Source organism: Aquabacterium sp. A7-Y (assembly GCF_026153205.1).
In the GTDB taxonomy this organism is placed as follows: domain Bacteria; phylum Pseudomonadota; class Gammaproteobacteria; order Burkholderiales; family Burkholderiaceae_C; genus Caldimonas.
The window spans coordinates 1-15,464 of record NZ_JAPFBW010000006.1 but is presented as its reverse complement, the minus strand read 5'-3'; the positions used below and the strand labels follow the sequence as shown (position 1 = coordinate 15,464).

12 protein-coding genes are annotated in these 15,464 nt (G+C 68.8%); 6 read left to right on the top strand and 6 right to left on the bottom strand.

The window, feature by feature from the left end:
* Positions 1 to 193 precede the first annotated feature (193 nt).
* The 3 genes from OOT46_RS06500 (at position 194) to OOT46_RS06490 (ending at position 3,320) form a co-directional block, all read left to right on the top strand.
* Positions 194 to 1,228: an NAD-dependent epimerase/dehydratase family protein gene (locus OOT46_RS06500; protein ID WP_265402784.1), complete on the top strand. Its 1,035-nt coding sequence runs from the start codon at positions 194 to 196 to the stop codon at positions 1,226 to 1,228.
* Between the two features lie 126 nt (positions 1,229 to 1,354).
* Positions 1,355 to 2,188, top strand: a complete 834-nt coding sequence (locus OOT46_RS06495; protein ID WP_265402783.1) for an N-formylglutamate amidohydrolase — start codon at positions 1,355 to 1,357, stop codon at positions 2,186 to 2,188.
* Positions 2,189 to 2,198: 10 nt separating this feature from the next.
* Positions 2,199 to 3,320: an NAD(P)/FAD-dependent oxidoreductase gene (locus OOT46_RS06490; RefSeq protein ID WP_265402782.1), complete on the top strand. Its 1,122-nt coding sequence runs from the start codon at positions 2,199 to 2,201 to the stop codon at positions 3,318 to 3,320.
* A gap of 13 nt (positions 3,321 to 3,333) precedes the next feature.
* Here the strand turns inward: OOT46_RS06490 and OOT46_RS06485 are convergent, their stop codons facing one another.
* Positions 3,334 to 4,371: a quinone-dependent dihydroorotate dehydrogenase gene (locus OOT46_RS06485; protein ID WP_265402781.1), complete on the bottom strand. Its 1,038-nt coding sequence runs from the start codon at positions 4,369 to 4,371 to the stop codon at positions 3,334 to 3,336.
* Between the two features lie 102 nt (positions 4,372 to 4,473).
* On the opposite strand from OOT46_RS06485, the gene rpiA reads away from it, so the two are divergent.
* Positions 4,474 to 5,133 (top strand): ribose-5-phosphate isomerase RpiA, encoded by a 660-nt coding sequence (gene rpiA, locus OOT46_RS06480; RefSeq protein WP_265402780.1) that lies wholly within the window; start codon positions 4,474 to 4,476, stop codon positions 5,131 to 5,133.
* A 66-nt stretch (positions 5,134 to 5,199) separates the two neighbouring features.
* Here rpiA and OOT46_RS06475 read toward each other — a convergent pair whose 3' ends face one another.
* From OOT46_RS06475 to OOT46_RS06455, 5 genes are all read right to left on the bottom strand, one after another.
* Complete coding sequence (locus tag OOT46_RS06475) at positions 5,200 to 5,814, bottom strand: glutaredoxin domain-containing protein (protein ID WP_265402779.1); 615 nt, start codon at positions 5,812 to 5,814, stop codon at positions 5,200 to 5,202.
* 39 nt (positions 5,815 to 5,853) lie between these two features.
* Positions 5,854 to 7,881, bottom strand: coding sequence for a M3 family metallopeptidase (locus OOT46_RS06470; RefSeq protein ID WP_265402778.1), 2,028 nt, complete (start codon positions 7,879 to 7,881; stop codon positions 5,854 to 5,856).
* 69 nt (positions 7,882 to 7,950) lie between these two features.
* Entirely contained in the window at positions 7,951 to 8,826 is an 876-nt protein-coding gene (gene folD, locus OOT46_RS06465; RefSeq protein ID WP_265402777.1) for a bifunctional methylenetetrahydrofolate dehydrogenase/methenyltetrahydrofolate cyclohydrolase FolD, read from the bottom strand.
* A 69-nt stretch (positions 8,827 to 8,895) separates the two neighbouring features.
* Entirely contained in the window at positions 8,896 to 9,519 is a 624-nt protein-coding gene (locus tag OOT46_RS06460) for a response regulator transcription factor (protein ID WP_265402776.1), read from the bottom strand.
* An 11-nt stretch (positions 9,520 to 9,530) separates the two neighbouring features.
* The gene (locus tag OOT46_RS06455) at positions 9,531 to 12,071 is read right to left on the bottom strand and encodes a PAS domain S-box protein (protein WP_265402775.1); all 2,541 of its coding nucleotides are present in this window, start codon (positions 12,069 to 12,071) and stop codon (positions 9,531 to 9,533) included.
* A gap of 222 nt (positions 12,072 to 12,293) precedes the next feature.
* Here OOT46_RS06455 and aceE point away from each other — a divergent pair, with 222 nt between their 5' ends.
* Positions 12,294 to 14,996 carry a pyruvate dehydrogenase (acetyl-transferring), homodimeric type gene (gene aceE, locus OOT46_RS06450; protein ID WP_265402774.1) on the top strand — a complete coding sequence of 901 codons (2,703 nt, stop codon included), beginning with the start codon at positions 12,294 to 12,296 and terminating at the stop codon, positions 14,994 to 14,996.
* Between the two features lie 92 nt (positions 14,997 to 15,088).
* Positions 15,089 to 15,464 (top strand): biotin/lipoyl-containing protein (locus OOT46_RS06445; RefSeq protein WP_322114238.1); only part of this gene is annotated, 376 nt, incomplete at its 3' end.

Below are 15,464 nucleotides of genomic sequence, written 5' to 3'. Positions count from 1 at the left end.
CCAGGGCGGAGGCCGTGCAGGCATGTGCGCGCGCCGCCCGGGCGGCTGACGCTTCGGCTTCTGACACTCCCGACATCTTGTACGACTTCGCCCCTTCCCCCCTGCAGCGCGGTGCGCCGTACCTCACGCCGCCGCTGCCACGTCGCGGCAGCGGCTCCATGCGCCGTGGTCGGTGCGCGGCCGGGAGCGCCTGATGCCCACCGTCCGCAGCCTGCTGGCGCAAAGGCGCCGCCACTGGCTGGTGACCGGCAGTGCCGGCTTCATTGGCTCCCACGTCCTCGAAGCCCTGCTGCGCGCCGGGCAGCAGGTCACCAGCGTCGACAACTTCTCGACCGGACAGCGCAGCAACCTGCAGAGCGTGCGCGAAGCGGTCGGCGAGCCGGCCTGGGCGCTGCATCGTTTCGTGCAGGGCGACCTGGCCGACCCGGAGCTGTGCCAGGAACTGTGCGTCGGCGTCGACGTGGTGGTGCACCAGGCGGCGCTGGAAGCCGGTCCGCTCTCGATCAGTGATCCGCTCGCGGTGCACCGCGCCAATGCCACCGGCTTCGTCAACCTGCTGACGGCGGCGTGTGCCTGCGACGTGCGGCGTTTTGTCTATGCCGCCTCCAGCACCGCCTATGGCGACGCGGCCTCGGTGCCGGCCACCGAAGACCGCGCCGGGCGCCTGCAGACGCCGGCCGCGGTGAGCAAATACGTCAACGAGCTCTACGCGGACGTGTTCGCTCGCTGCTACGGCATCGAGACTGTCGGCCTGCGCTACTTCGAAGTGTTCGGGCCGCGCCAGGGCGACCAGGCCGACGGCAGCTGCGCCCGGCTGATTCCCCGCTGGACCCGCGACATGTGGCAGGGCCGACGCTGCGTGATCGAGGGCGACGGCGAGTCCTCGCGCGACTTCTGCTACGTCGGCAACGTCGTGCAGGGCACCCTGCTGGCGGCACTGGCCGATAATCCCGGCGCGCTGAACCAGGTCTACAACATGGCGGCCGGCGAACGGGCGACGCTCAACCAGCTGCACGCGCTGATTGCCCAGGCCCTGGGCCGCGAGCATGCCGGCCTGCGCATCCCGACGCCGCTCTACCAGGAGGCCGAGCCGGTGCAGCTGCGCCACGCGCTGGCCGACGTCGGCAAGGCGCGCCGCCTGCTGGGCTACCAACCTGCCTACACACTCAGTCAGGGGCTGGCGGAGTCGGTCAGCTGGTACGTCGGGCGGGTGCCGCAGGTTGCCTGAAACGCACCGCGCCGCGCCACGCCGCCTGCACTGCAGTACCTCCAGGCCGAGGGCCTGCCGGCTGTCGCAGGGACATTCGTGCTAGCCACATGCGACATCGGGCGAGCGATGCACCACAATCGGCGCATGCGATACCTTTCAAGTTCGCCCGGCACCACAGCGCTGGTGCTCGATTCGCCGCACAGCGGCACCTGGTACCCCGAGGACTTCCGCCACGCCTGTCAGCTGAGCGTGCTGCGCCGCGCCGAGGACACGCATGTGGAGAAGCTCTACGACTTCGCTCCCGGGCTGGGGGTGGCGTGGATCGAGGCGCACTTTCCGCGCAGCTACCTGGACGTCAACCGCAACCTGACCGAGCTCGACGTCGGCCTGCTCGACGGCCCCTGGCCGGACCCGGTCGAAGCCGGCCCCAAGGTGCGGCTGGGCAAGGGCCTGATCTGGAAGCTGACCGACGAGGGCGAGCCGCTCTACGACCGCCTGCTGGGTGTCGCCGAGGTCAGGCAGCGCATCGAGCGCTGCTGGCAGCCCTACCACCAGGCAGTGGCCGAGGCGCTTGCCGCGGCGCAGGCCCGGCACGGCCACGCCATCCACATCAACTGCCACTCCATGCCCTCGGTCAGCGCCTCGCATGCCACCGAGTTTCCGGGCCTGGTGCACGCCGATTTTGTCGTCGGCGACCGTGACGGCAGCACCGCCGCGCCCGGCCTGACGCGCTGGATCGCCGACTTCCTGCTCGCGCGCGGCTACAGCGTGAGCGTCAACCACCCCTACAAGGGCGTCGAGCTGGTGCGCCGCCACGGCGACCCGGCCCGCGGTCGGCACTCGGTGCAGCTGGAGATCAACCGCAAGCTCTACATGGACGAGCACAGCCTGGAGCTGCACGAAGGCCAGCAGGCTCTCAAGCAGACCCTGCGCGCACTCGTCGAGCAACTGCTGACGCTCGATCCCGGCCGATTCTGAAGGACCCGCGATGGAGCAGGTGGATGCGGTGGTGGTCGGCGCCGGCGTGGTCGGGCTCGCAGTCGGCCGGGCCTTGGCCCGGCGCGGACTGGAAACCGTGGTGCTGGAAGGCGCGACGGCCGTCGGCACGGGGACCAGTTCGCGCAACAGCGAGGTGATCCATGCGGGGCTCTATTACCCGGCCGGTTCCTGGAAGGCGCGGCTGTGCGTGGCGGGCAAGGAGATGCTCTATCGCTACTGCGCCGAGCGCGGCGTGGAGCACCGCCGCTGCGGCAAGCTGGTGGTGGCGAGCTCGGAGGGCCAGCTGCCCGAGTTGCAGCAGCTGATCCGACGCGCGGCCGCCAACGGCGTGACCGACCTGCGGCTGCTGGACGCGGCCGAGGCGATCCGCCTGGAGCCGGCCCTGGCCTGCGTCGGCGCCGTGCTGTCGCCCTCGACCGGTATTGTCGACAGCCATGGGCTGATGCTGGCCTTGCAGGGAGACCTGGAGGCCGCCGGCGGCGCGCTGGCGCTGGCCTCACCCGTGGAGCGGGTGTGCGCGACCGCCGCCGGGTTGGTGCTCGAAGTCGGCGGCGACACGGGCATGACCCTGCAGACGCGCCTGCTCGTCAACGCGGCCGGGCTGTGGGCGCCCGCGCTGGCCGGGCGCATCGAGGGGCTGGATCCCGCGCTGGTGCCTCGGGCCTATTTCGCCAAGGGCAACTACTACGCCTTGAGCGGCCGTGCGCCATTCTCGCGGCTGGTCTACCCGGTGCCCGAGGCGGCTGGCCTGGGCGTGCACCTGACGCTGGATCTCGGCGGCCAAGCCCGCTTCGGACCCGATGTGGAATGGCTGACGCCCGATGAGGACGGCGCCCTCGACTACCGCGTCGACCCGGCTCGCGCCGAGGGGTTTTATGCCGAGATCCGGCGCTACTGGCCCGAGCTGCCGGAGGGCGCCCTGCAGCCGGCCTACAGCGGCATCCGGCCCAAGATCCAGGCGCCTGGCGAGCCCGCGCGCGACTTCGTCATCCAGGGCCCGGCCGAACACGGCATCGCCGGCCTGGTGAACCTGTTCGGCATCGAGTCGCCGGGGCTGACGGCGTCGCTGGCGCTCGGCGAGGCGGCGGCCGGCCTGGCCAGCGCGACCTGAGCGCCCCGGGGGCTCAGCCTCGCTTGAGCGCCCGTGCCGCCTCGCGCACCAGCGCCGGGCCGCGGTAGATCAGGCCGGTGTAGATCTGCACCAGGTCGGCCCCGGCGGCGACCTTCGCGCGTGCGTCGGCCGCGCTCATCACGCCGCCCACGCCGATGATGGGATAGCCCGCGCCGAGCGCCGAGCGCAGCCGTGCAATCACGCGGTTGCTGGCTTCGAACACAGGGCGGCCGCTCAAGCCGCCGGCCTCCGCGCCGTGTGGCAGGTGCTGGACCGCGTCGCGCGCGATCGTGGTGTTGGTGGCGATCACGCCGTCGATGCGGTTTTTCTGCAAGGTGCGGGCGATGACCTCGACCTGCCCGTCGTCCAGGTCGGGCGCGATCTTCACGAACAGTGGCACGCGCCGGCCCTGCGCCTGGGCCAGCTGTTCGCGGCGCTCGGCCAGCCGGCCGAGCAGCGCGTCGAGCGCCTCGTCCGACTGCAAGGCACGCAGGTTTTTGGTGTTGGGCGAGGAGATGTTGACGGTCACGTAGTCGGCATGCGGGTAGACGCCGTCCAGTCCGAGCAGGTAGTCGTCGACCGCCTGCTCGATCGGGGTGGCGGCATTCTTGCCGATATTCAGGCCCAGGATACCGCCCTGGCCGCGGAAGCGCGCCTGCCGCACGTTGGCGACAAAGGCCGCCAGCCCGTCGTTGTTGAAGCCCAGCCGGTTGATCAGCGCATCGGCCTCCGGAAGGCGGAACATGCGCGGCTTGGGATTGCCGGGCTGCGCCTTGGGGGTGACCGTGCCCACCTCGATGAAGCCGAAACCCATGGCCGCCAGCCCGTCGATGCAGCGGCCGTTCTTGTCCAGCCCCGCGGCCAGCCCGATGCGGTTGGGAAAACGCAGGCCGGCGACCGTGACCGGGTCGTCGACGCGTGTTTCGCCCCACAGGCAGGCCAGCGGCGTGCGCTGCACGCGCGCCAGCGCGCCGAGCGTGACTTCGTGAGCCTGTTCGGGGTCGAGGCCGAAGAGGAAGGGGCGGGCGAGGGCGTAGGGGAGCAGGGCCATGTCAGCAAAAGGCAGGGGGTTCGCGCGCGGGGGACGGACGCGGCGCCGGTCTTGGGATAATCCCGGGATTGTCTCAAACCGGGGCCCGACGGGCTTCATGTCATGACTCAGGACGAACTCAAGGCCCTGGTGGGCCGCGCGGCGATTGACCATGTGGTGCCCGGCACCGTGGTCGGCGTGGGGACCGGCTCGACGGTGAACTGCTTCATCGACGAGCTGGCGAAAATCAAGGACCGCATTGCCGGCGCCGTCTCCAGCTCGCAGAAAAGCACCGAGCGCATGCGCGCGCTGGGCATCCGGGTGCTGGATGCCAACGAGGTCGAGTCGCTGCCGGTCTACATCGACGGCGCCGACGAGATCGACCATCACGGATGCATGATCAAGGGGGGCGGCGCGGCGCTCACGCGCGAGAAGATCGTCTCCGACATCGCCGAGCGTTTCGTCTGCATTGCCGATGCCTCCAAGCTGGTCGACACCTTGGGCCGCTTTCCACTGCCCGTCGAAGTGATCCCGATGGCCAGCGGTCAGGTGGCGCGCCGGCTCCGGGCGCTGGGCGGCCAGCCACGGCTGCGCGACGGCGTGATCACCGACAACGGCAATCTGATCCTCGACGTGAGCGGCCTGTCCATCACCGACCCGGCGGCACTCGAAGCGGAAATCAACCAGTGGCCCGGCGTTGTCACCAACGGCATCTTCGCCCGCAATCGCGCCCGCCTGTGCCTGCTGGGCACCGCGGAAGGCGTCAAGACGCTCGAGTTCTGACGCCGCTGCCCGGGCTTTGCCGGCTGCCATGCAAAAGCCGCCCGCAGGCGGCTTTTTTCGCATCCCTCAGAACTTGAACCCGGGCGGCGCGTTGCCCGCGGGCGGAGGGGGCACCGCAGTGGCCGGGGCTGGAGTCGGAGCCGGAGCCCCGGCTTGCGCCGGCGCCGGGGCCACCGCGACCATCGGTGTGGCCGGCGCGAACTGCCAGTTCGCCGGCAGCGTCGACTGCTTGGGGTAGCCCGCGGTGTCGAGCCAGCTGTTCCATTCGCCGGCCCCAAAACCCTTGATCCGCTGGCCGCCCACCTGCAGCAGCGGCAGGTCGGTGCCGCCGCTCAGCCGGCTGAAGGCCTGCACGTCCTGCGGCGTGTTGACGGTCTTCTCGGTATAGGGCACACCGCGCTGGCGCAGCAAGGCCCGGCCGGCGTCGCAGCCCGGGCACTCGCGCATCGTGTACAGCGTGACCGGGAAACGGCCCACCACCTGCTGCAACTCGTAGGGCAGGACGCCGCCGGACGTGGGCCCGCCCGATGCGCTCAGCGGCTGGACCTTGGCCGTTTCCGGAGGGGGGCGGTCGGTATACGTGATCTTGCCGTCCGGGCCCACCACCTTGTACAGGGCATGCGCCGGCAGCCCGGCCAGCAGGCACAGCGGCAGCAGCCAACGTGTCGCGCTTGTTTTCATCACCACTCTCTCCAACTCCGACAGGCCGGCTGGATGCTATCAGGCCATGCCCTGGTGCCGTAACAGAGCGTCTATGCGCGGCTCGCGCCCCCGGAACGCCTTGAAGCTCTCCTCGGCCGGCCGGCTGCCGCCCACCTCGAGGATGGCTTCACGGTAGCGCCGGCCGGTCGCCGCATCCAGCACGCCGGCTTCCTCGAAGGCGCTGTAAGCGTCGGCGGACAGCACCTCGGCCCACTTGTAGCTGTAGTAGCCGGCCGCATAACCGCCCGCGAAGATGTGCGAGAAGCTGTGCTGCATGCGGTTGAACGCGGGCGGGATCAGCACCGCGACCTCGCGGCGCACCTCGTCGATGACCTGCTGGATGCGATCCTCGCTGCCCGGCTCGGCATGCAGCCGCATGTCGAACAGCGCGAACTCGATCTGGCGCAAGGTCTGCATGCCGCTCTGGAAGTTCTTGGCCGCGATCATCTTGTCGAACAGCTCGCGCGGCAGCGGTGCCCCGGTGTCGACGTGCGAGGTCATGTGCTTGAGCACCTCCCACTCCCAGCAGAAGTTCTCCATGAACTGGCTGGGCAGCTCGACCGCATCCCATTCGACGCCCGAGATGCCAGCCACGCCAATGTCCTCGACCTGGGTCAGCAGGTGGTGCAGGCCATGGCCGAACTCATGGAACAGGGTGATGACGTTGTCGTGCGTCAGCAGCGCCGGCTTGCCGCCGACGCCTTCGGCGAAGTTGCAGACCAGCTGAGCCACCGGGGTCTGCACCCGGGCCTCGCCCTCGCGGTCGGGGCGGGCCCAGCGGCCGCGCACATCGTCCATCCAGGCGCCGGAGCGCTTGCCGGGCCGGGCATAGGGGTCGAGGTAGAACTGCCCGACCAGCCGGCCGCGCCGCTCGATGCGGAAAAAGCGCACGCTCGGATGCCAGACGGGCGCCTCGTCGGGGCGAATCTCGACCTCGAACAAGGTCTCGACGATACGGAACAGGCCCTGCAGCACCTGGGGCTCGGTGAAGTACTGCTTGACCTCCTGGTCGCTGAAGGCATACCGCTGCTCCTTCAGCTTCTCCGACACATAGGCAAGGTCCCAGGCCGCCAGATCGTCCATGCCCAGCTCGCTGCGGGCGAACTCGCGCAGCTCGGCCAGGTCCTGCTCGGCGTAAGGCCGGGCCCGCTGCGCCAGGTCGCGCAGGAAGCCGACCACCTGCTCGGGCGACTCGGCCATCTTGGCGACCAGCGACACCTCGGCGAAGTTGGCGTAGTCGAGCAGCCGCGCCTCTTCCTGGCGCAGCGCAAGCAGCTCGCGCATCAGGACCGAGTTGTCGTGCTCCGGGCGGCCGAGTTCCGAGGCGCGCGTCGCGTAGGCGCGGTAGAGCTTCTCGCGCAGCGGCCGGTGGCTGCCGTACTGCATCACCGGGAAATAGCTCGGGAACTGCAGCGTGATCTTGTAGCCCGCCTGGCCGTCGCGCTCGGCGGCAGCTCGCGCGGCCTGCTTCGCATCGTCGGGCACCCCGGCGAGTTCCTCCTCGCTGGCGTAGTGCGCGAAGCTGTCGGTCGCGTCCAGCACATGCTCGGAGAACTTCTGCGCCACCTCGGCCTGGCGCTCCTGGATTTGCGCAAAACGCTGCTTGGCTTCGCCCTGCAGTTCCGCGCCCGAGAGCACGAAGTCGCGCATCGCATTGGACAGCGCCTTGCGGCGCGCCGGCGCCAGCTGAGCCGCCTGCCCACTGGCGGCCAGAGCCTTGTACTTGGCATAGAGCCGCTCGTCGGCACCCAGGCGGGTGTAGAACTCGGTCACCTTGGGCAGGTTCTCGTTGTAGGCCGCGCGCAGCTCCGGACTGTCGGCCACCGCGTTGAGGTGGCCCACCGCGCCCCAGGCGCGGCCCAGCCGCTCGGTTGCGACATCGAGCACCGCCGAGATGGCCTCGTACTCGGCCGGCACGGACTCACCCACGACCCGCTCCAGCGCCGCCTCGGCGTCCTTCAGCAGTTCGTCGATGGCCGGGCTGACGTGCTCCGGGCGGATGTCGGAAAAACGGGGAAGGTCGGTGGCGTCGAGCAATGGGTTCATGGTGTCCGATGGTAGTGGCAGGTCTGCTAATCGGTCTCGCGAAGGAGATTGACCACGTTTATCGCCGTGTCATTGCCCGGGGGCCACGCCGCCCGGCGCGGCGGCCAATTCGGCGGCTTCCAGGGTGTTGGACAGCAGCATGGTGATGGTCATGGGGCCGACACCACCCGGCACCGGCGTGATCGCTCCGGCCACCTCCGAAACCCCGGCGAAGTCGACGTCACCGCAGAGTTTGCCTTCGTCGTTGCGGTTCATGCCGACGTCGATGATCACGGCGCCGGGCTTCACCATGTCGCGGGTCACGGTGTTGCGCCGGCCCACCGCGGCGACGATGACGTCGGCGTTGCGGGTGTGCACGGCCAGGTCGGGTGTTGCGCTGTGGCAGATGGTCACGGTGGCGTGGGCCTGCAACAGCAGCAGGGCCATCGGTTTGCCCACCGTGTTGCTGCGGCCGATCACCACCGCGTGCTTGCCGCGCAGGTCGTAGCCGATGCTCTCGATCAGCTTCATGCAGCCATAGGGCGTGCAGGGGCGCAGGCCCGGCAGGCCTGTGAGCAGCTCGCCGGCGCTCTGCACCGAGTAGCCGTCGACGTCCTTCTGGGTCGAGATCGTCGCGATGACCTTCTGCGGGTCGATATGGCGGGGCAGGGGCATCTGCACCAGGATGCCGTGGATGGCCGGGTCTTCGTTGAGGGCTTCGATGCGCGCCAGCAGCTCGCTTTCCGAGAGCGTCGCGTCGTACTTCTCGAGCACCGAGTGGAAGCCGGCCTCGCTGCAGGCCTTGACCTTGTTGCGCACGTAGACCTGACTGGCCGGGTCGTCGCCGACCAGGATCACCGCGAGGCCGGGACGCAGGCCGATCGCGGTCAGGGCCTGGGTGCGTTCGGCGATCTCGGCGCGCATCTGCTTGGAAAGGGCGGTGCCATCGATGAGTCGGGCGGTCATGGGCGGATTCCTATAGTCCAGAAACGAAAAAAGGCCGCTGGCAGAGCGGCCTTGGCACGCGGAGCGGCCTCAGGCCTTGGCCTGGGCCCCCAGGGCGATCTTGAGCAGGTCGGCCACGGTGTTGGCGTTGAGCTTTTCCATGATGTTGGCGCGGTGCGCCTCGACGGTCTTGATGCTGATGCCCAGGTCGTCGGCGATCTGCTTGTTGAGGCGGCCCGCGACGATGCGGTCCAGCACCTGGGCCTCACGGGTGGTCAGGCGCGAGAGCAGGGCATCGCGGCTGGCGGCTTCCTGCTGCTGCGAGAACAGCGAGCGCGCCTGGTCCAGCATGCGCTCGACCAGCGACACCAACTCGTCTTCCTTGAAGGGTTTTTCGATGAAGTCCATCGCGCCCTTTTTCATCGTCGTCACCGCCATCGGCACGTCGCCGTGGCCGGTGATGAACACCACGGGCAGCGGCGACTTGCGCTCCAGCAAGCGGTCCTGCAGCTCCAGGCCGCTCATGCCGTCCATGCGGATGTCGGCGATCAGGCAGGCGACCTCGCGGGGGTCGAAGCGCGACAGGAAGGATTCGGCCGAGTCGAAGCACTTGACCCGGTAGTCCTTGCCTTCCAGCAACCATTGCAGCGAATCGCGGACGGCCTCGTCGTCGTCGACGACGTAGACGGTGCCTTTCTTGGGGATCAAGCTCATGGGCGGTTTTTTCAATGGTTAGCGGAAGGGGAGGTCTCCACCGGCAACGTGAACGAAAACCGGCAACCGACCACGCTGTGGCCATTGTATAAGTTCTCGGCCCGGATCCGGCCGCGGTGCGACTCGACGATGGAGCGGCACAGGCTCAGGCCGATGCCCAGCCCGTCGGACTTGGTCGAGAAAAAGGCCTCGTACATGCGCCCCAGCACCTCTTCCTTCAGGCCCGGGCCGCTGTCGGTGACGCTGAACTCGATCACGCCGCCCTCCTCGGGTGTGTGGCGCGGGATCACGCGCAGCTCGATGTTGCGGCGCGAGGGCGGCAGCTTGGCGTTGTCGATCGCGTCGGCGGCGTTTTTCAACAGGTTCAGCAGCACCTGCTCGATCAGGATGGGATCGACCATCAGCGCCGGCAGGCGCTGCGCCACGTAGGTGTGGATGGCAACGTTGCGGCGGCGCAGCTCGATCATGGCCAGCTCCACCGCGTCCTCGACGATGTCCCTGGCCTGCGAGGGCTGGCGCTGCGGCTCGCTGCGTTTCACGAAGGCGCGGATGCGGTGGATGATCTGGCCGGCGCGCTGGGCCTGCTTCGAGGTCTTCTCCAGCACGGCCAGCAGGTCGGGCGTCTCGATCGAGCCGGCCTTCACGCGCGAGATGGTGCCGTTGCAGTAGTTGCTGATCGCCGCCAACGGCTGGTTCAGCTCGTGCGCGACCGAGGACGCCATCTCGCCCATCGTGACCAGGCGGCTGGTGACCTGGGCCTTCTCGGCCTGCTGGGCCGCCTGCTCCTCGGCGCGGCGGCGCGCGGTGATGTCGGTGGCGATCAGCATCTGGGCCAGCCGGCCGTCGGTCCACTGCAGGTAACGGGCCCGCACGTCGAACCACTTGTCGAGCGACTCGGCGTAGACCTCGCGCGGGTCGGAGCCGGCCTCGGTCAGCTCCTGGGTCGGCAGGCCGCCCAGGTTGTCGACGCTGTCGTCGCCGTCGGGCGGCGACGGCGGCAGCCCGGTGTCGCGCTCGCCGGCCAGCAGGGCGTGGCCGCGCGCATCGGCGCCGAACCAGAGCCGGTAGGAGCGGTTGGCGAACAGCAGCTCGCTCTGCTCCACCGACAGCACCGAGACGGCCGCCTCCAGGCCCTCCAGCACCGTCGTGAAGCGCTCGTGCGAGGCCGAGAGCTGGTCGCGGATGCGCTTGGCCTCGGTGATGTTGGTCATCGAGGTCATCCAGCCGGTCTGGTTGCCCTTGGCGTCGATCAGCGGCGAGACGTACATGCGGGCGTCGAAGGTGGTGCGGTCCTTGCGCATCACCTTCACTTCGATGCCGCCGGCCGGGCTGCGGCCCTGCAGCTCCTGCTCGAACAGCCGCCGGTTTTCCTCCATGCGGTCGGGCGGCCAGTGAGGGAAGGGCGGCAGCTTGCCGATCAGCTCGGCCTCGGAAAAGCCGGTCATCGAGCAGTAGGCCGCGTTGACGTAGGTGATGCGGCCCTCCAGGTCCATCGCGCGCATGCCGGTGAGCATGGAGTTTTCCATCGCGCGGCGGAAATTGGTCTCGGCCACCAGTGCGCTCTGCACCTGCAGGCGCCGGCGCATGTGGCGCCAGGTGCCAAACAGCATCCAGATGGTCAGCGCGCTGAGCGCGGCCACCATCCAGAACAGGGTGTTGCTGATCAGGCCGATCGAGGTGCGGTAGCCCAAACCGCGCAGGATCAGGCCGTTGCCGACCGGTGCGACCGGGATGTTGTGGAAGATCGACGGCCGGTCGGCGTTTTTCAGCATGCCGCGCGAGGTGGTACTGGCCAGCACGCGGTCGTTGGCGTCCAGCAGGGTCATGCCGTGGCGGTTGGCGACCTCGGTGGGCACGAAGTAGCGCAGCAGCGCCTCGACCGAATACTCGGCGACCACCGTGCCGGCGAAGGCGCTGCGGTCGATCAGCGGCACCTGCACCTGGAACACGTGCTGGCCGTTGCCGCCGGTGTAGGTGCGCGAATAGACCGGCTGGCGCAGGTCACGCGCGGCCTCGAAGGCCCACTCCGGTTCGCTCTTGGTCACGCCGCCGGCTGGTGCCGGGGTGACGGAGGCCGCCGGGGCATCGCTGTAGCGGCTGCCGTTGAAGGTGTGGCTGGGTGAGAGGTAGCTGGCCGCCGGCGTGCGGTTCACCGCCAGCCAGGTCAGGCTCACGACCTCGGGACGCTCGCGTGCGAAGGTGGTCGCCTGGCCGAGGAATTCGTCCTGATCGACCGCCCGGGTGGTGATCTCGCGGGCGATGCGCACCAGCTGTTCCTGGTTTTCGATCAGCCGCAGCCGGATCTGCTGCTGGGTCACCTCGGTGTCGCGCTTGACCGATTCCTGCTCGCGTTCGAGTTCTTCCGAGCGCAAATACCAAAAGGCCGAGATGATGGCTGCAAGGAAAAGCAGCACCGAGACCAGCGGCCCCAAGGTGGCGAAACGGTCCTGGCGGGCGGGCGACTGGCGGCGCCACCACTTGCCGAACAGGCGGCGGGAGCGGGGCGGCAGCTCATGGGTGCTGGTGCGGAACTCACGGGGAACGGCTGGCATGGCGCGGATTATCGAGCCTGGGGCCCTGCATGCCGGCGCGCGCAGCGAACGATCGTGCTGATGAATTTCATATTGCGGAACGTTCTCGCACTATTTGAAAAACCCCTGGTCCTATGACACACTCACGCCCTGCTCACACTGAGAGCCCGCCTGCGCGACCGCGCCAAGGCGCGGGCCTGGTGCTCACGCCGAGCAGCTCTACAGATCCAAGAGGAGACATTCATGTCTGCAGTCCCCCATTCGTTTGGCGGCGCGGCCAATGACGCCGACATCCAAGAGACCCGGGAGTGGCTCGACGCCCTGTCGGCCGTCATCGAGACCGAGGGCCGGGAGCGCGGCCACTACCTGCTGGAACAACTGCTCGAGCAGGCCCGGCAGTCCGGCATCGACATGCCGTTCTCGGCCACCACCGGCTACGTCAACACCATCGAGCCCTCGGACGAGGAGCGCTGCCCCGGCAACCTCGACATCGAGGAGCGCCTGCGCGCCTACATGCGCTGGAACGCGATGGCAATGGTGGTGCGCGCCAACCGCCTGAACCCGCCCGACGGCGGCGACCTGGGCGGGCACATCTCCTCCTTCGCCTCGGTGGCGACCATGTTCGGCGCCGGCTTCAACCACTTCTGGCATGCCGAGCACGAAGGCCACGGCGGCGACCTGCTCTACATCCAGGGCCACTCCTCGCCCGGCATCTACGCCCGCGCCTACCTCGAAGGCCGCATCACCGAGGAGCAGCTGCTGAACTTCCGCCAGGAAGTCGACGGCAAAGGCCTGTCGAGCTACCCGCACCCCAAGCTGATGCCCGAGTTCTGGCAGTTCCCGACCGTCTCGATGGGGCTGGGCCCGCTGATGGGTATCTACCAGGCCCGTTTCCTGAAGTACCTGCACGCCCGCGGCATCGCCGACACGTCCAAGCGCAAGGTCTGGGTCTTCTGCGGCGACGGCGAGATGGACGAGCCGGAATCGCTGGGCGCGATCGGCGTGGCCGCGCGCGAGAAGCTGGACAACCTGATCTTCGTGATCAACTGCAATCTGCAGCGCCTGGACGGCCCGGTGCGCGGCAACGGCAAGATCGTCCAGGAGCTCGAGGGCGAGTTCCGCGGTGCCGGCTGGAACGTCATCAAGCTGCTGTGGGGCAGCTACTGGGACCCGCTGCTGGCGCGCGACAAGGACGGCATCCTGCGCCAGATCATGATGGACATGGTCGACGGCGACTACCAGGCCTGCAAGGCCAACGACGGCGCCTTCGTGCGCAAGAACTTCTTCGGCCGCCATCCCAAGGCGCTGGAGATGGTCGCCAAGATGAGCGACGACGACATCTGGCGCCTGCAGCGCGGCGGCCACGACCCGCAGAAGGTCTACGCGGCCTACCACCGCGCGGTCAACCACAAGGGCCAGCCGACGGTGCTGCTGGTGAAGACCGTCAAGGGCTTCGGCATGGGCAAGAGCGGTGAGGGCAAAAACACCGCCCACCAGACCAAAAAGCTGACGGACGACGACATCCGCGCCTTCCGCGACCGCTTCAACATCCCCATCCCGGACGACCAGCTCGCCCAGCTGCCCTTCTACAAGCCGGCCGACGACACGCCCGAGATGCGCTACCTGCACGAGCGCCGCAAGGCCCTGGGCGGCTACCTGCCCAAGCGCCGCGTCAAGGCCGACGAGACCCTGCCGGTGCCCGCGCTCGACGCCTTCAGGGCGGTGCTGGAGCCGACCGCCGAGGGCCGCGAGATCTCGACCACCCAGGCGTACGTGCGTTTCCTGACCGCGCTGCTGCGCGACAAGGCGATCGGCCCGCGTGTCGTGCCCATCCTGGTCGACGAAGCGCGCACCTTCGGCATGGAGGGCCTGTTCCGCCAGATCGGCATCTACAGCCAGGACGGGCAGAAGTACACCCCGGTCGACAAGGACCAGGTGATGTACTACAGGGAGGCGCAGGACGGCCAGATCCTGCAGGAAGGCATCAACGAGGCCGGCGGCATGGCCTCGTGGATCGCCGCGGCGACGTCGTACTCGACGAACAACCGCGTGATGATTCCCTTCTACGTCTACTACTCGATGTTCGGCTTCCAGCGCGTCGGCGATCTGGCCTGGGCGGCGGGCGACATGCAGGCGCGCGGCTTCCTGCTGGGCGGGACCTCCGGGCGCACCACGCTGAACGGCGAGGGCCTGCAGCACGAGGACGGCCACAGCCACATCCTGGCCGGCACCATCCCGAACTGCATCAGCTACGACCCGACCTTCGCGCACGAGGTGGCGGTGATCATGCAGCACGGCCTGAAGCGCATGGTCGAGCAGCAGGACAACGTCTTCTACTACCTCACGCTGCTCAACGAGAACTACGCGCACCCCGGCCTCAAGCCCGGCACCGAGGAGCAGATCATCAAGGGCATGTACCTGCTCGAGGAAGGGGCCAAGAAGACGCCGCGCGTGAACCTGCTGGGCTCGGGCACCATCCTGCGCGAGGCGATCTTCGCCAAGCAGCTGCTCGAGGAAGAGTGGGGCGTGGCCGCCAATGTCTGGAGCTGCCCGAGCTTCAACGAGCTGGGCCGCGACGGCCAGGACGCCGAGCGCTGGAACCTGCTGCACCCGACCGAGACGCCGCGCGTGGCCTTCGTGACGCAGCAGCTGCAGCCGCACGACGGCCCGGTGATCGCCTCGACCGACTACATGAAGAGCTACGCCGAGCAGATCCGCCCCTACATCCCCAAGGGCCGGACCTACAAGGTGCTGGGCACCGACGGCTTCGGCCGCAGCGACTTCCGCTCCAAGCTGCGCGAGCACTTCGAGGTCAACCGCCACTACATCGTGGTCGCGGCCCTGAAGGCGCTGGCCGAGGACGGCACGCTGCCTGCTGCCAAGGTGGCCGAGGCGATCGCGAAGTACGGCATCCAGGCCGACAAGGTGAACCCCCTTTACGCATGAGCGGACAACGGAGTCCGCGGCGCTGAACGGCGCCCTCCCGGCACCGCGGGGAGGGCGCTCTGGCGCGGGCTCCGATCAGGAGTGACAAGAACATGGCATTGGTCGAAGTGAAAGTCCCCGATATCGGGGACTTCAAGGATGTCGAGGTCATCGAGGTGCTCGTCAAGGCGGGTGACACCATCAAGCCCGAGCAGAGCCTGGTGACCGTCGAGAGCGACAAGGCGTCGATGGAGATCCCCTCCACCCACGGCGGAGTGGTCAAGGCGCTGAAGGTCCAGCTCGGCGACAAGATCAACCAGGGCAGCGTGCTTCTGCTACTCGAAGCCGAGGCCGGCGCTGCGGCAGCCTCGCCCGCGCCGGCCGCGGCGCCTGCACCTGCACCGGCGCCGGCGCCGACCCGCTCTGATGCGCCGGCAGCGCCCCCCCGCGGCGTCGGGCGGCACGGTGGACATCAGCGTGCCCGACATC

What these genes read in the sequence shown, in the direction of transcription:
- OOT46_RS06460 (WP_265402776.1), bottom strand. Translation starts at nt 9,519, where the DNA reads ATGAGCTTGATCCCCAAGAAAGGCACCGTCTACGTCGTCGACGACGAC.
- OOT46_RS06495 (WP_265402783.1), top strand. Translation starts at nt 1,355, where the DNA reads ATGCGATACCTTTCAAGTTCGCCCGGCACCACAGCGCTGGTGCTCGAT.
- aceE (WP_265402774.1), top strand. Translation starts at nt 12,294, where the DNA reads ATGTCTGCAGTCCCCCATTCGTTTGGCGGCGCGGCCAATGACGCCGAC.
- OOT46_RS06490 (WP_265402782.1), top strand. Translation starts at nt 2,199, where the DNA reads ATGGAGCAGGTGGATGCGGTGGTGGTCGGCGCCGGCGTGGTCGGGCTC.
- rpiA (WP_265402780.1), top strand. Translation starts at nt 4,474, where the DNA reads ATGACTCAGGACGAACTCAAGGCCCTGGTGGGCCGCGCGGCGATTGAC.
- OOT46_RS06485 (WP_265402781.1), bottom strand. Translation starts at nt 4,371, where the DNA reads ATGGCCCTGCTCCCCTACGCCCTCGCCCGCCCCTTCCTCTTCGGCCTC.
- OOT46_RS06455 (WP_265402775.1), bottom strand. Translation starts at nt 12,071, where the DNA reads ATGCCAGCCGTTCCCCGTGAGTTCCGCACCAGCACCCATGAGCTGCCG.
- OOT46_RS06500 (WP_265402784.1), top strand. Translation starts at nt 194, where the DNA reads ATGCCCACCGTCCGCAGCCTGCTGGCGCAAAGGCGCCGCCACTGGCTG.
- OOT46_RS06475 (WP_265402779.1), bottom strand. Translation starts at nt 5,814, where the DNA reads ATGAAAACAAGCGCGACACGTTGGCTGCTGCCGCTGTGCCTGCTGGCC.
- folD (WP_265402777.1), bottom strand. Translation starts at nt 8,826, where the DNA reads ATGACCGCCCGACTCATCGATGGCACCGCCCTTTCCAAGCAGATGCGC.
- OOT46_RS06470 (WP_265402778.1), bottom strand. Translation starts at nt 7,881, where the DNA reads ATGAACCCATTGCTCGACGCCACCGACCTTCCCCGTTTTTCCGACATC.